Consider the following 15,032-nt stretch of genomic DNA (forward strand, 5'->3'; position numbering starts at 1 on the left):
CTAGTAAAAGTGAAAAACATATTTATTTTATACAGTAAATGCTTACGGGGAAATCAGGGCATGTTCCCAGTAGGGACGTCTACATCAGGAGGTAGATAGGGGCATTTATGAGTACAGTTCTGATTGTGGAAGACAGTATCGCACAAAGGGAGATGATCACAGACCTCCTGAAAGCAAGTGGCTTAACAGTAACCCATGCCACTGATGGAGTAGAAGCGTTGGAAGCAATTCAAATAGCTCCTCCTGATTTAGTGGTATTAGATATTGTCATGCCCCGAATGAATGGCTACGAAGTTTGCCGCCGACTAAAGTCCGACCCCAAAACCCAAAATGTCCCCGTCGTCATGTGTTCTTCCAAAGGAGAAGAATTTGATCGTTATTGGGGGATGAAACAAGGTGCAGACGCCTACATAGCCAAACCATTCCAACCAACTGAGTTGGTGGGAACAGTCAAACAACTACTGCGAGGATAAGGATGAGCAGAACATGGTTAACAAACCGGACTTTTTAGGAGGCAGTGGACAAGATCACTTTCGTCCTGAATTACAAGTAGAAAGTCCTGAAGGTGAGTTACATTTGCGGTTTTTTATTCCTTCGCGTCAGGAGTTTGCACTACCAGCAACTGGTATTCGCGAAGTCATCGAACTGAGTCCTGATCGAATCACCCCAATCCCTAATGCTTCTCCTTTACTTTTGGGTACTCTAAATTTACGAGGTCGAGTAATCTGGGTGGCTGATTTGGGTCAATTTCTGGGAGAAGCAACAGCATTAAACACAGACCGCGCCGAAATTTCGGTGATCGCCATAGAAGAACAAGACACAATTGTGGGCTTAGCAGTAGAAGAAATTGGCGGTATGCATTGGCTAGACACACAGCATCTTATAGCACCAACAAATGTACCGGATACTATGGCTCCTTTTTTGCGGGGAGAGTGGTTAATAGATGCTCAAAACAAACAGTATCTCCGACTACTAGATCAAACAGCAATTTTACGTAGTGCGCGTTGGGCAGGATGAAATAGGGAGGCAATACATGGCAGCGAGTATAGAAAATTACGTGCAGACATACCAACAGGCTCTAACAGCCTACGCGCAACAAGACTACCAAGGAGCAGCCACCCTGATTGACGAGGTGGTGCAAAATCTACCCAATGACCCCAATACCCATTTGTTGCGTGGTCATGTCTACTATGTTTTACAGCAGTATGATGTGGCGAAAGCAGAATATCAAAAAGTATTAGAATTAACTCAAGACCCAGAAATCACTGTTTTTGCCGAAAGTGGTCTGGATAACATCAATCAATATCAACAGGAATTAAATGCTTTTGTTGATGAGGATGATAACTCTCAGCAATCTTCACAAGAAGCTTCTATTTTTGCAGCAGCAAAACCAGCAGAACAAGAATTAGAAAAGTTAGAAATTTTAGGAGACTTAGATAGTAATAGCTTTGACTTCAATGCGATCGCAAGTCACGAAGAATCACCAAAAGATATAGACAACCCATTTGGACTATCTACAGATAGTAGCTTTGATCCAGGTGTAGACTCCTGTGAAACTTTCTACGATAATCCTTTTGCCTCATCTCAAGCAGAAGCGGGGCCAACTTCACAAGCCAATATCTGGGAAGGAGCAGAGTTAGAATTACCTGCTTTTTTACAAGATGATCTTTCATCCTCTACGGAAAAAACAGAAATTAATGGCAATTTAGAAAGAAGTGATTCAAGTAATACTCACCAAAATTTAGAGAAAAATCAGCCAAACATTCGTGATCCAGATTTTGCCAAAATTACTTTAACACCTAATCATAGATTTAATAGTCAGGAAAATGATTCTGCTGAGCAAATCTCACAAAAATATAGTGACGATAGTTTACAGAACATCAACACAAGGAATTTTGACCAAGAAACTTTACTGGTAGAAGAAACAGGAACAGATATTGAAATCACAGAAATTAATAGTGTGGAATACAAAAGTAAAGAAAAATTTTCCTCAACAGCTTCTGTTAACAGCACTTTTACTATAGAAGACAAACAACTAAACTCCAATTTCTCAACAAAGCAAAACCAGAACTTTGATGAGGACAGTTTTGATCTAGAGGCATTTGAATCAGCTTTTGGTTCCCAGTCATTCTCGGAAAACGAACATGAGAATACAAACGGTAAATTAAATGGCCAGGTTTCTCAAGGTAGCAACATTGAGTTTTTAGATGACTTTGATGAATTTGACGATCTGGGAAATATTCAAGCAGAATTTGATTTTGTGACTAATTCTGGTTTCGGTGACTCGCAACTAAATTCTGGCTCACTGACATCAAACAGCAGGAGTTTCAGTCAAGCCTTTGAAAATTCTGGGATTGCTGAAAAAAGGAAGGAAACTGCGGATAACTCCACACAAAGCGATCGCGATGATGAATTGTTTAGTATCACTGGTTCCCAAGAAGCAGTCCCAGTCTTTACCCAAACAGACGTTACTAACATCGAACCCCAAGTCAGCGTTGAACAAGGGATTCTCGCACCCCTAGAAAATGCCCCACTAGCCAAAAAGCAATGGATCGTTGCTGGCTGCGTGGGTGTAGTTTCCGCAGTGGTTGTAGCTGTAGTTAGTTTCGCTGCGACGACAGTTTCTCCACCCCAACAACGGGAGTCTGTACGCAATACTGGTTGGGCAATGTCATTAGCAGCAGGGCTTGTCAGTTTTGCGACTACGGGTATCATGGGCAATCTCACTCTCAAGCAAATCCGTCGCACAACCAAAGATTTGCAAAACCAATTTGATGCCGTACGCAAAGGTAATCTCAGCGTCCAAGCTACCGTCTACTCAGAAGATGAGCTAGGACAGTTAGCTGCTGGCTTCAATGAAATGACACGGGTAATATTTACAACTACTCACGAAGCCACACGTAAAGCCCAGGAACAGGAAGAAGCCAAAGAGAACTTGCAACGGCAAGTGATTCGTCTCTTGGACGACGTGGAAGGAGCCGCTAGGGGAGATTTGACTGTCCAAGCTGAGGTGACAGCCGATGTTTTAGGAGCAGTTGCTGATGCTTTTAACTTAACAATTCAAAACCTGCGGGATATCGTCCAACAGGTAAAAGTCGCCGCACGGGAAGTAACCAAAGGTGCAACTAACTCAGAAACCTTTGCCAGAGCATTATCTAGCGATGCTTTACGCCAAGCCGAAGAGTTAGCAGTCACCCTCAATTCGGTACAAGTAATGACCGATTCTATCCAAAGGGTAGCAGAAGCAGCACGGGAAGCAGAAACAGTTGCCCGAGAAGCCAGCGCGATCGCTCTCAAAGGAGGGGAAGCGGTCGAAAATACCGTAGCGGGGATTTTAGAAATTCGGGAAACCGTCGCTGAAACCACCCGCAAAGTGAAGCGGCTAGCAGAATCATCCCAAGAAATTTCTAAAATTGTGGCGTTGATTTCGCAAATTGCTTCTAGAACCAACTTGCTAGCTCTCAACGCCAGTATTGAAGCAGCCAGAGCTGGAGAAGCGGGACGGGGTTTTGCGATCGTTGCAGATGAGGTACGCCAGCTAGCTGATAAATCTGCCAAGTCTCTGAAAGAAATTGAACAAATAGTCATGCAAATTCAGAGCGAAACAGGCTCAGTAATGACAGCGATGGAAGAAGGTACGCAGCAGGTAATTCAAGGTACAAAACTGGCAGAAGAAGCCAAGCGATCGCTAGAAAATATTATTCAAGTAGCAAATCGCATTGATATTCTCGTACGTTCCATCACTTCCGATACCGTCGAACAAACAGAAACTTCCCGCGCTGTCGCTCAAGTTATGCAATCTGTAGAACTCACAGCCCAAGAAACATCCCAGGAAGCACAACGGGTTTCCGGCGCACTGCAAAACTTGGTAGGCGTTTCCCGTGATTTAATCGCCTCCGTAGAAAGATTCCGAGTAGAAACAACTGAAACTAGATAAAAAGGATGAAGTATGAAGTATGAAGTGTGAAGTATGAAGTGTTAATCATCCTTCATCATCCATCCTTAATATTCTATGTTTTTCATTCTTTATCCTTTATCCTTCATCCTTGACTATGCTGCCAGAACAACAACAGCGCATTCTCGGTTACTTTATTGAAGAAGCAAAAGAACATCTGACCACAATCGAGCAGGGGTTGCTGAATCTGCAAAGTACGATTAAAGACCCAGAAATGCTCAATGAAGTCTTCCGGGCGGCTCACTCCATCAAAGGAGGAGCGGCGATGCTTGGTCTGAGCAGTATTCAGCGCACTGCTCACCGCTTAGAAGACTGTTTTAAAGTCTTAAAAGAGTACCCGGTGCAGGTTGATCAAAAACTGGAGTCTTTGTTTCTGGGTGTATCTGATACCCTGAAAGCGCTGTTAGAAAATTTAACCGGGCCATTTGGTCTGACAGAAGAAACTGCCAGTCATATCATGTCAGAAGCAGAACCGGTGTTTGGGTGGCTAAACGAACATCTGGATTTGCTGGTCAAACAAGTAAATACAAAAGTAGCAACCGCAGATACCGAACGCTGGCAACAGCGCCAAAACCAGGTATTGCAAAAACTTCGGGAAATGTTGCAGCTATTTAAGCAATCGGCAACACCCGAAACGCGACAGAGTTTGCAAGAGTGCTGTCGGCAATTAGTCGAACTTGGTGAACAATTAAATTGTGCGTCTTGGTGTAATTTGTGTCAAGCCGCAGGTCAAGCGATCGCTAATCAAGAAAATAGCTATTTGACATTAGCAAAAATCGTTATTACAGATATCAAGCAAGCTTTAGAATTAGTCCTAACAGGTAGAGAAGCTGAAATTATTGTCAGTCAGCAACTAGGAGCATTAATTCCACCTCAAATAGAACTATTAGATATCACAACTGATTTGCAGGAAGAGGCTGACATAGAACCAGTTCCATCAACAGCAGCAGAGGAAACTGTATTCGCCACACCTGTTGAAAATGCCAGTACTGAAGACAGTGACACATCAACTACAGATAATTTAACTGAGTTAACAACTTCATCAGAATCAATAGAAATTAAACAAGAAGATAGTATCAAAAGCCTATCAGAAGTTTCTGAACCACTGGGTATTAATATAGATAATTTAGTTGAATTTACAACACAATCAGAGTCATTAAAATTTGCCCAAAATAGTATCAGTAATCTGTTAGATTTATCTGAGCAAACTCAGGAAAACACAGATAATTTTGATGAATTTATTATCCAAAATCCAGCAGAAGATATAGAATTAGAAAATAATATTACTAGTTTATCTGAACTATCAAATGCTTTTGAGACAGAGAATGAAGAAAACGAAGATTTAGATATTGAAAGTTTAGAAATTAATGGGCCAGAAGTGGGAATAGCAGAGTTGAATACTCTTGCCCAATTATTTGAAAGTGAAACTCCTGACTTTAATGAAACTTGGGATATTGAAGAAGAAATTATCGAACCAGATGCCGCAAATGATGAAATTGCAGCCCAGAGCAATGATAGCCAAACTGAAGATACTAGCAACGATTTAGCAGAATTATTATCTTTGGAAGGAAACACAAATATTTATGATAGCCATACAAGTAACGCCAAAGAAGAATTAACTCTCGTACAACTGTTTGGCGATGAATTTTTAGAAGAAAATTTAGAATCAAATATAGATAGTTCAGCAAAGCCTACACTTAATGAAAATATTCAAAAGCAACAAAAAATATCTATAGTTCAACCAATTGGGATAGAATCATCTCAGACTTTGGACAATAAACCTGAGGATTTCTTTGCAGAATCTGAAAATCAGGATTTAGTTGAAGAAGTTAGTTTAGAAATTACACAACCAACAGAAGAAAACTGGAATTTAGATAGTCTATTTACTGAAACACAAGAAGATCATAGTCCGACTATTAGCATTGATGCACCAGGATTTGATGATTTATTTGATCACCTCAGCACTACAAAGGCAGAGTTTTCTCCAGCCACAGAAGATGTAGGTTTATGGACACAGATAGAGACAGAAAAAGTAGGGTTAGATTTAGAATTTTCTGGTGAACAAGACGCAGCCAAAGCTTTAGAAGAAATTTTGTTTGCAGCCGCAGCTGATGATATTTTTAGCGATCGTCAACAGCTAATACCAGAGTCTGTGACAGATTTTGAACTGCAAGATTTAGATTTAGATTTTCCACAGGAATTAATTCTCTCAACAGATGCTAGCGATGATGATTTCTTTGCGGAATTAATGGCAAATGAATCTCAGAATTCATATCCTGTTGATAAAAAGTTGTCTCCTCAAGAAATTCGTAATATTTCGCAATCACCAGAAGCTCTAGAATTCACTCCGGAATTTACTAATTTTCCCGCAGAAATACAAGCTTTAGATTTACCTAATCTAAGTAATGAGCAAGAAAATGACTGGTTAGATGCAATCAACCTAGAAGAGGATAGCAACGAAAATCTGGAAGTTTTATTTAATGATTTGCAAATTGATAGTATAGATAATCCTTTTGTCTTCCCACAACAAAATATAACGGAGGATGGATCATCTACAACAGATTCAGCAGATGTAAGCATTGTCAATATAAGTACATCTGCCGTATTACAGGCAGATTCAGAAATGAATTTGCTAAATAATTTGGTAGATGAAAATCAAGACACTATAGCAAAATCTAGTGAATCACTGTTAAATTTCCACCCCGAAGAAATTAACCAGAAAGATGGCCAAAATTATTCGCAACAGGGAATCACAGATTCTGAATTACTAGTACAAGCTCCCAGTATTGAGCATGAGGAAATAATTGCAGATTCTGGAGACACGGGGCAATCTCAAGAGGCATTTTTTGTTGCTAATTCAATTGAAGAAACAGAATTAGAAGTAGATGCTTTTGCAGAAGATGAATTTGCTGATTTGGATGATTTACTTAAACAAGAAATATCATCAAAGGCTGATACTTCCAAAATTCCAGATAGCGAATTTGCTGCCTTAGAAGAAATGCTAGCTTGGGATCAAGATGAAAAAGTAGTACCTGAACAATCTACTCCAGTTTATTCTACAAAAGATAGCAGAAACCAAACTTTATCCCCAGAGATTGAGAATGAATTTAAAGAATTAGAAGGGATGGTAGGGGGAGCAGTCACACCTAGTACAGTCAATTTATCGGGTGGACGCAACTCTGGTTGGAATGCTTCCAGATTTGAGCAATTAATGAAAGTACCTGTCAAACATCTGGATGATCTGAGTAATTTGGTTGGGGAGTTGGTAGTTAATCGCAATACCCTAGAGCAGGATCAGGAACGTTTACGCCAGTCATTAGATAATTTACTGCATCAGGTACAACAACTTTCGGATGTGGGAGCAAGAATGCAGGAATTGTATGAGCGATCGCTATTAGAAGCATCTTTGTTAGCTAGTCGCAAAAACAGCAATTTTAGTCATTCGGATACAGATAGGGGTTTTAGCGAACTAGAAATGGATCGCTTCACACCTTTCCACACCCTGTCTCAAGAAATGATTGAACTGATCGTGCGGGTGCGGGAGTCTGCAAGTGATATTGATTTTGTCACCGAAGAAACCGAACGTGTCGCACGACAATTTCGCCAGGTAACAGGACAGCTGCAAGAAGGACTGACAAGAGCGCGAATGGAGCCTTTTTCCCAGGCTACCGATTTATTACCGCGAGGTGTGCGCGACAACTCTATCAAGTATGGTAAGCAAGTAGAGTTAGTTATTCAAGGTCGAGACACCTTGATTGACAAGATGATTTTAGAACACCTCAAAACACCCCTAACGCACTTGCTCAACAATGCGATCGCTCACGGAATTGAAACGCCAGAGGAACGCCAAGCAAAAGGCAAATCCGCTGTGGGAACCATCACCGTTTGTGCTTTTCATCAAGGTAATCAAACTGTCATTTCCGTTAGTGATGACGGTGCTGGGATTAATTCAAATGGGGTGAAAGCAAAGGCGATCAAAGTCGGTTTAATCACTCCAAGCGAAGCCCAAACAATCTCCCGCGCTGATGTTTATGACCTATTGTTTCAACCAGGTTTTAGCACCAAAGACCAAGCTGATGATTTAGCTGGTCGTGGTGTCGGCTTAGACGTAGTTCGGACAAAAATAAGTGAAATCCGAGGCGTAATTTCTGTTGATTCTGAGATTGACAAAGGTACTACCTTTACTATTCGGCTACCATTAACCCTCAGTATTTGCAAGGCTTTGTGCTGTGTTTCTGATAAAGCCAGAATTGCCTTTCCCATGGATGGCGTGGAAGATACCCTAGATATACCCGTAAAAAATATTCAAGAGGGTGATGCAGGTGAAAAACTGATTCCTTGGCGGGATAGAACGCTGCCATTCAAACCTTTAAAAGAACTTTTAACTTTCAATCGTCAACTCAGCCGGGGTAATGTTTATGGCGGTAATCGAGACGATGATATGATTTCCGTAGTTGTAGTGCGCTCGGCAAATACCCTAGTCGCCTTACAGGTTGACCAAGTGCTGAGCGAACAAGAAATAGTGATTAAACAATTTGAAGGTCCCGCCCCCAAACCAATTGGCGTAGCTGGTGCTACCGTCTTGGGTGATGGTCGAATTATGCCGATTGCTGATGTCCTAGAAATTATCGATATCTTCCAAGGAAGAACTTCTAAACAAAATACAGTCAGCATTTTGAGTCAAAAAGCAGTTCCGCATCAGCCAGATACAACTGCAACTACTGTTGATCCAACAGTACTAATTGTCGATGACTCAATTACGGTTCGAGAGTTACTTTCTTTAACCTTTAATAAAGCGGGTTATCGAGTAGAACAGGCACGTGATGGACAAGAAGCTTGGGATAAACTTCGTTCCGGTTTACCTTGTGACCTCGTATTCTGTGACATTGAAATGCCGCGTTGCGATGGTCTAGAATTACTTTCTCGTATTCAAAAAGACCCAAGCCTCAATCATTTGCCGATTGCTATGCTCACCTCCCGAGGTGCAGACAAGCATCGACAGATGGCTATCAGCTTGGGAGCAAGTGGTTACTTCACCAAACCCTATCTGGAAGAAGCGCTACTAGAAGCAGCATCGCGGATGCTTAAAGGTGAGAAACTAGTGGCTAGTTAGCTTAAAAAAGTAGATATTTTTCTTCCTAGCGGTGGAAACTTGATTGCTGCATTGTCTAACACCAGTATCCAATCATTGCCTCGTCCTTTGGTTGGCGGTTGGACGCTGGAAAGATGTTACAGTCATGGCAATGAGGAAGAGATATCCTAAGATTGCCAAAGGTTCAAATTTAGGGTAAGCACCAGTAAGTAACAAACCATAAACCAGTGCAAGCGATCGCATGATAAGTATGGGAAACCGCAAAAGATAATCCTAAATAACGACGATTTTGCAACAGCCATGCACTGATTGAATTAGACCAAATTCTGCGAAGTGCGGAAGCAACAAAAGCACAGAGAAATAAAATACATGATGTCCGAGCAGTTCCTCCTATTGTCATCCGCATCCCTTGCTCATCTATGCCATGCACAAGCCAGATGACAGCAACCATCGTACCAATTTCCAACGCAGACAAACCAACAATCCGCGATCCTTGTATACTTTTCATGCTTTGCTACTGCTTAAACAACATTGCTGATAGGTACAAAATTTAGCGATCGCTCTTAAGGTGCGTCTTACCTAAGCTTCCGAAAAATGTTCTGATTTTCCGAAAATCTTAGAGTTTGTCTCTATAATACTTGGTGTCTTTGTGCCTTGGTGGTTCAAGATATTAAACCACAAAGTCACCAAGACACAAAGCTTTTTTGGAATTGAGTGTATATTCATTTTCTAACAATTATTTAGAAAAGTTCGGTTCTTTAATTTCAGGCCAACTATCAAAATTTCGTCTTATCCAATCCATCCCAACTTCGTTATTCAGCTTGATTTTTTGAGGAGTATGTTGATAAGCTGAGTTCAGAAATGGTTGAAAAATATATTCAAGAAGCAATTAATTTAATTTTGGCAGGAGTGAGAGTTGAGATGGAAGATGAGGGAGTGCGGGGAGAATAATTTAATGACAATTGACTGTTGACCAATGAGCAAAACCATCGTTGTTAAAATCGGCACTTCTAGTCTGACTCAACCAGAAACTGGACAATTAGCAATTTCCACCATTGCAATCTTGGCGGAAACTCTGTCACATCTGCGGCGACAGGGACATCAGGTAATTTTGGTTTCTTCTGGTGCTGTGGGAGTGGGTTGTGCGCGCTTGGGTTTAACAGAAAGACCGAAAGCGATCGCCCTCAAACAAGCAGTAGCAGCAGTTGGACAAGGGCGGTTGATCCGCGTCTATGATGATTTATTTACCACTCTGCAACAACCAATTGCTCAAGTATTACTGACTCGCAGTGACTTGGTAGAACGCAGCCGCTATCTTAATATTTATAACACTTTCAAGGAATTGCTGGAACTAGGTGTGATTCCTGTGGTGAACGAAAATGATACTGTAGCAGTGGAGGAACTAAAATTTGGTGACAATGACACTCTTTCGGCTTTAGTTGCTAGCTTAGTACATGCAGATTGGCTATTTTTGCTCACTGATGTAGATCGACTTTATTCTGCCGATCCTCGTTTTGTACCTGATGCCCAACCAATTGCTTTAGTAAGTAGTATCAAAGAATTAGAAGAACTACAAGTGCAAACAGGTACTCAAGGTTCCCAATGGGGTACAGGTGGCATGGTAACAAAAATTTCCGCAGCGCGAATTGCCACTGCTGCTGGTGTTCGTACCGTAATTACCGAAGGTAAGTGCCCTCAAAATATTGAAAAAATTTTACAAGGAGAGCCAATTGGGACTCATTTTGAACCCCATTTAGAACCAACATCCGCCCGTAAACGCTGGATCGCCTATGGTCTAGTTCCTTCTGGAAAATTGTATTTAGACGAAGGCGCTGTAGTCGCAATTTCCCAAGCTGGCAAATCTCTATTAGCTGCTGGTATTACTGCTTTAGCAGGTGAATTTGATGCTCAAGATGCTGTACTTTTGTGTGACTCTAAAGGTAATGAAATTGCAAGAGGAATTGTCAATTACAGCAAAGCAGAATTACAACAGATTTGCGGGCGTCACTCCAGCGAAATTCCGGTCATTTTAGGATATGAAGGTGCAGAAACTGTAGTTCACCGGGATAATTTGGTTTTGACTTAGTACCAATCTGGAACTCTGCTATCTGGTGTGCCAAATTTTGCGTACCTAAAAAGCATCATAGCTTTTTTAAACTCTCCAGGAGAGTATTAGGGGCGAAGCATTTGTGCAAATATTTATAGCTAAAATTATCATCTTTATACACAAATGCTTCGTTGTCGGTCATTCGTTTTTCCCATTACCTATTACCAGCCTAAGCGATAGTCTAGGTATTCAAGCGAACATGATATTTAGATGTGCTTAACCTATGCAACTTTTATAATTAACACCACGATATTTAAGTTGAAAACATTGTTGACTTGTGGTATTTTTAACTTGGTGAATGTTGTAAGGAATTCCTCGGTAATTGCCTTTTTGACTATTATATAATACTGGTAATTGAGTAGTCTGAGATTGATAACAAATGCCACGATAAGATAGATGCATATTTCCTCTAGAAATTAGCGAATTTTTGAATAGTTGCTATATAACTAATCAAGTTCTTCTGAGGCTTTTACGAAAAAATATTTATGAATTTATGTAAACTAATAGAGGAGTTCAGTTATCAACTGGTAACTGTTAACTGATAACTGTCTTACCTTGTCAGCAACTTCCGTCGCAGTTGATCCAAAGCACTGCAAGTGCTGAGGTGACGAATTAAAGACCTACTTCGTCCTGTACCCCAACGATATTCAAAACTCTCCACTTCGCCGTTTGGTTTTGCTAGACCAATGTAAACCAAACCTACTGGCTTAGTCTCAGTCCCACCAGTCGGCCCAGCAATACCAGTGATACTCAGTCCCCAACTAGTGCCAAGACGCGATCGCACTCCCAATGCCATTTGCTCTGCTACTGTAGCACTAACCGCCCCACATTTTGCTAAATCTTCGGCGTTGACATCCAAGAGATTGATTTTGACTGAGTTATTATAAGAAATTACTCCACCCCAAAAGTAATCAGAACTACCAGAAGTTTCTGTTAACATCTGTCCTAGTCCGCCACCAGTGCAGGATTCTGCTACAGAGAGGGTTTCTTTCTCTCTACGCAATAACTCACCAACTACGGAAGCAAGGGTGTCATCATCAGCACCGTAATAATCCAGTCCTGCAATATCTTGGAGTTGCTTGTGTACAGGTGCAATCAATTCCTGTGCTGCGGCTTCAGTAGCAGCTTTTGCTGAAATCCGTAATTTGACTTCTCCCTTGCTAGCGTAAGGGGCTACGGTGGGATTGGTTAAATTTAGATAAGCAGCAACTTTTTCCGCTAAAGCAGATTCAGGAATACCCCAAAACTTTAACATGCGACTGTAAATAGTTTCCTTACCCCAACCAAGGTTTCGCAAGTAGGGTACTGCGGTTTCTTCCCACATCCGTTGCATTTCGCTTGGTACACCAGGGAAGGTAAATATTGTTAATCCCGGTTGGGGTTGCCAGATGATACCTGGTGCTGTACCAGTAGGATTAGGTAATATTTCTGCGCCTTTAGGTATCAAAGCTTGCTTGCGGTTGCTGGGTGTCATTTGCCGGCCACGCTGAGCGTATTTACGGGCAATATCTTCGATAATTTCAGGACGTTCTACTAAAGGAGTGTTAAAAAAATCGGCTATAGTTTCACAGGTAAGGTCATCTGGTGTCGGGCCAAGACCGCCTGTAAAAATTAATATTTCTGACCTTTGACTAGCTATTTCAATAACATGCTTGAGTCTTTCAGGGTTATCTCCTACGACTGTTTGGTAGTAGTGAGGAATCCCTAATTTTGCTAATTGAATTGCCAAATATTGAGCATTGCTGTTAAGGATATTTCCCAACAGCATTTCAGTACCAACACAAATAATTTCTGCACTCATGAGAGGGATTAGGGATTGAGAACTAGGGATTGGGGATTAGGAGGACAAGGGGGACAAGGCAGACAGGGAAGAATTTCTCCCTTTTCCCCAATCCCGATCCCCGATCCCCTATTTTAGGCTAATGCTGGTACGGGAACTACCAAGTGCGGGTACAAGGGGAAGCGATCGCACAGTGCTGCTACCCGTCGCCGACAATCAACAGCAACACTTTCGGAATCTGGATTTAACAAGCGATCGGCAATAATATTACCAATCTCTGTAAAGTCTGCCACTTCTAGACCTCGTGTGGTCATAGCTGGAGAACCCAATCTCAAGCCACTGGTAACAAACGGTGACTCTGGATCGAAGGGAACTGTATTTTTATTAGTGGTGACATTTACATTACTTAGATACTGTTCCGCTTGTTTTCCAGTCATGCTTATACTACGTAAATCTACGAGCATGACATGATTATCTGTACCATTAGATACTAGTTTCAAGCCACGATTTTGGAGTTGCGTTGCCAATGCGCGGGCGTTGTCAATCACTTGAGCAGAATAAGTTTTAAATTCTGGTTTTAGCGCTTCTCCAAAAGCTACCGCCTTAGCAGCAATGACGTGTTCTAATGGTCCACCTTGAGTACCAGGGAAAACAGCTTTATCTAGTTTTTTACCCAATTCTGGGTCACGGGTCATAATTAAACCACCTCTTGGTCCCCGTAGAGTTTTGTGGGTAGTTGTTGTTACTACATCACAATAAGGGATGGGGTTGGGGTGTAAACCCGTAGCAACCAAACCAGCGATATGGGCAATATCTGCTAGTAAGTATGCACCAACTTCATCAGCAATACTGCGGAACTTTTCAAAATCGATGACACGGGGATAGGCAGAATAACCACAAATCAAGAGCTTAGGACGCTCCCTTAGCGCCAGCTCTCGAACTTGGTCATAGTCTAGTTGTTCTGTTTCCTGACTAACACCGTAATGAACAACCTTAAACCATTTGCCCGACACATTCACCGGTGAACCATGGGTGAGGTGTCCGCCGTGAGACAAGTCCATCCCCATGATTGTGTCTCCTGGTTCTAGGAGACTCAGAAACACAGCAAAATTTGCCTGTGCGCCAGAGTGGGGTTGTACGTTTGCATGAGCAGCACTAAACAGTTGTTTAGCACGATCAATTGCAATTTGCTCTATTTGATCTATGAATTCACAACCGCCATAGTAACGTTTACCAGGCAAACCTTCAGCATATTTATTTGTCAGTACTGAACCCTGCGCAGCTAGTACAGCCGCAGAGGTAAAGTTTTCGCTTGCAATCAACTCCAAATGGTCACGTTGACGCTGTAGTTCTTTGTTGATCAAATCCGCAACAACAGGATCACAGGAGGTCAAAAAATCTGAATTAGTCAGAGTCACTTTTAGCTATCCTTAATGGCAATTTGTATCTAAGTTGGTTGTTGGTAGTTAATAGTTAGTAGTTAATAGTTAGTAGTTAGTAGTTGACCACTAACCACTATCTACTAACCACTCACCACCCACCACGAGTAACATGTTTATTTACGCCAACCTATTTATCAAGTATGAACCATTGCTGGTATTTATTGGTTCTCATGAATTTATGTATTAGTTTTTACTACAAAAAAGATTATCCAACATACAATAAACTTAAATCCTACTAAAACTAGTTTTACTGGATTGTTATCAACTGCATATTTTCAAATTGGTTTGAAAACTGAGCAATAGATTTCTGAGCGATTTAACAGATAAGTTAGCTCGCAAGTGTAGGGGTCGATAGTTAAGTACAACTGCTACTAAATTAGAATCTACAATCCGAAATATCAACCTTAGAGGAAATACAGGGAACTATTGAGGAGTTATAGGAGGGATTGGATGCTAGTAATTTTAATGGAAGATCAGATCCTTGCCCCTCAGCAAGTTTGTCAGTCTTGTTTGCTCGCTGATAGTAGTGGTCAACCTCGTTGGCGCCAAGGTCAGCTACGCTGTGGTCATACAGTTAGTAAAATGTCTGAGCGTCAACCAGTTCAGTATGAGTGTATGATGGGTTTCCGCATTGTTAATATTGAATAAAGCTAATT

The 15,032-nt window shown here is 41.4% G+C and carries 10 protein-coding genes; 6 read left to right on the plus strand and 4 right to left on the minus strand.

Annotated features, from left to right (window positions below; all coding sequences use genetic code 11):
- Nucleotides 1-107: 107 nt before the first annotated feature.
- The 4 genes from UYK_RS0114675 (at nucleotide 108) to UYK_RS0114690 (ending at nucleotide 9,068) form a co-directional block, all read left to right on the plus strand.
- A complete protein-coding gene (locus UYK_RS0114675) occupies nucleotides 108-473 on the plus strand; it encodes a response regulator transcription factor (RefSeq protein WP_009454479.1) in 366 nt (121 codons plus the stop codon).
- Between the two features lie 13 nt (nucleotides 474-486).
- Entirely contained in the window at nucleotides 487-1,017 is a 531-nt protein-coding gene (locus tag UYK_RS0114680; RefSeq protein WP_009454480.1) for a chemotaxis protein CheW, read from the plus strand.
- Nucleotides 1,018-1,033: 16 nt separating this feature from the next.
- Complete coding sequence (locus UYK_RS0114685) at nucleotides 1,034-3,937, plus strand: methyl-accepting chemotaxis protein (RefSeq protein ID WP_009454481.1); 2,904 nt, start codon at nucleotides 1,034-1,036, stop codon at nucleotides 3,935-3,937.
- A 115-nt stretch (nucleotides 3,938-4,052) separates the two neighbouring features.
- Nucleotides 4,053-9,068 (plus strand): hybrid sensor histidine kinase/response regulator, encoded by a 5,016-nt coding sequence (locus UYK_RS0114690; protein WP_016871659.1) that lies wholly within the window; start codon nucleotides 4,053-4,055, stop codon nucleotides 9,066-9,068.
- 169 nt (nucleotides 9,069-9,237) lie between these two features.
- Here UYK_RS0114690 and UYK_RS0114695 read toward each other — a convergent pair whose 3' ends face one another.
- Nucleotides 9,238-9,555 carry a hypothetical protein gene (locus UYK_RS0114695; RefSeq protein WP_009454483.1) on the minus strand — a complete coding sequence of 106 codons (318 nt, stop codon included), beginning with the start codon at nucleotides 9,553-9,555 and terminating at the stop codon, nucleotides 9,238-9,240.
- 468 nt (nucleotides 9,556-10,023) lie between these two features.
- On the opposite strand from UYK_RS0114695, the gene proB reads away from it, so the two are divergent.
- Nucleotides 10,024-11,133 carry a glutamate 5-kinase gene (proB, locus tag UYK_RS0114705; protein WP_009454485.1) on the plus strand — a complete coding sequence of 370 codons (1,110 nt, stop codon included), beginning with the start codon at nucleotides 10,024-10,026 and terminating at the stop codon, nucleotides 11,131-11,133.
- 237 nt (nucleotides 11,134-11,370) lie between these two features.
- On the opposite strand, the gene UYK_RS25145 is transcribed toward proB, so the two are convergent.
- From UYK_RS25145 to glyA, 3 genes are all read right to left on the minus strand, one after another.
- Nucleotides 11,371-11,556: a DUF4278 domain-containing protein gene (locus tag UYK_RS25145; RefSeq protein ID WP_009454487.1), complete on the minus strand. Its 186-nt coding sequence runs from the start codon at nucleotides 11,554-11,556 to the stop codon at nucleotides 11,371-11,373.
- Nucleotides 11,557-11,704: 148 nt separating this feature from the next.
- A complete protein-coding gene (locus UYK_RS0114710) occupies nucleotides 11,705-12,955 on the minus strand; it encodes a competence/damage-inducible protein A (RefSeq protein WP_016871661.1) in 1,251 nt (416 codons plus the stop codon).
- Nucleotides 12,956-13,068: 113 nt separating this feature from the next.
- The gene (gene glyA, locus UYK_RS0114715; RefSeq protein WP_009454495.1) at nucleotides 13,069-14,352 is read right to left on the minus strand and encodes a serine hydroxymethyltransferase; all 1,284 of its coding nucleotides are present in this window, start codon (nucleotides 14,350-14,352) and stop codon (nucleotides 13,069-13,071) included.
- A gap of 474 nt (nucleotides 14,353-14,826) precedes the next feature.
- Between glyA and UYK_RS0114720 the strand changes: the two genes are divergently transcribed.
- Nucleotides 14,827-15,024: a hypothetical protein gene (locus UYK_RS0114720; RefSeq protein WP_009454497.1), complete on the plus strand. Its 198-nt coding sequence runs from the start codon at nucleotides 14,827-14,829 to the stop codon at nucleotides 15,022-15,024.
- The last annotated feature ends 8 nt before the right edge of the window (nucleotides 15,025-15,032 follow it).

Origin of the sequence: Fischerella thermalis PCC 7521, from assembly GCF_000317225.1 — a bacterium.
GTDB lineage: Bacteria > Cyanobacteriota > Cyanobacteriia > Cyanobacteriales > Nostocaceae > Fischerella > Fischerella thermalis.

Excerpts from the sequence above, each read along its gene's own strand:
- UYK_RS0114680 (WP_009454480.1), top strand. The coding sequence starts at position 487 with ATGGTTAACAAACCGGACTTTTTAGGAGGCAGTGGACAAGATCACTTT.
- UYK_RS0114690 (WP_016871659.1), top strand. The coding sequence starts at position 4,053 with ATGCTGCCAGAACAACAACAGCGCATTCTCGGTTACTTTATTGAAGAA.
- UYK_RS0114685 (WP_009454481.1), top strand. The coding sequence starts at position 1,034 with ATGGCAGCGAGTATAGAAAATTACGTGCAGACATACCAACAGGCTCTA.
- UYK_RS0114695 (WP_009454483.1), bottom strand. The coding sequence starts at position 9,555 with ATGAAAAGTATACAAGGATCGCGGATTGTTGGTTTGTCTGCGTTGGAA.
- UYK_RS25145 (WP_009454487.1), bottom strand. The coding sequence starts at position 11,556 with ATGCATCTATCTTATCGTGGCATTTGTTATCAATCTCAGACTACTCAA.
- UYK_RS0114720 (WP_009454497.1), top strand. The coding sequence starts at position 14,827 with ATGCTAGTAATTTTAATGGAAGATCAGATCCTTGCCCCTCAGCAAGTT.
- UYK_RS0114710 (WP_016871661.1), bottom strand. The coding sequence starts at position 12,955 with ATGAGTGCAGAAATTATTTGTGTTGGTACTGAAATGCTGTTGGGAAAT.
- proB (WP_009454485.1), top strand. The coding sequence starts at position 10,024 with ATGAGCAAAACCATCGTTGTTAAAATCGGCACTTCTAGTCTGACTCAA.
- UYK_RS0114675 (WP_009454479.1), top strand. The coding sequence starts at position 108 with ATGAGTACAGTTCTGATTGTGGAAGACAGTATCGCACAAAGGGAGATG.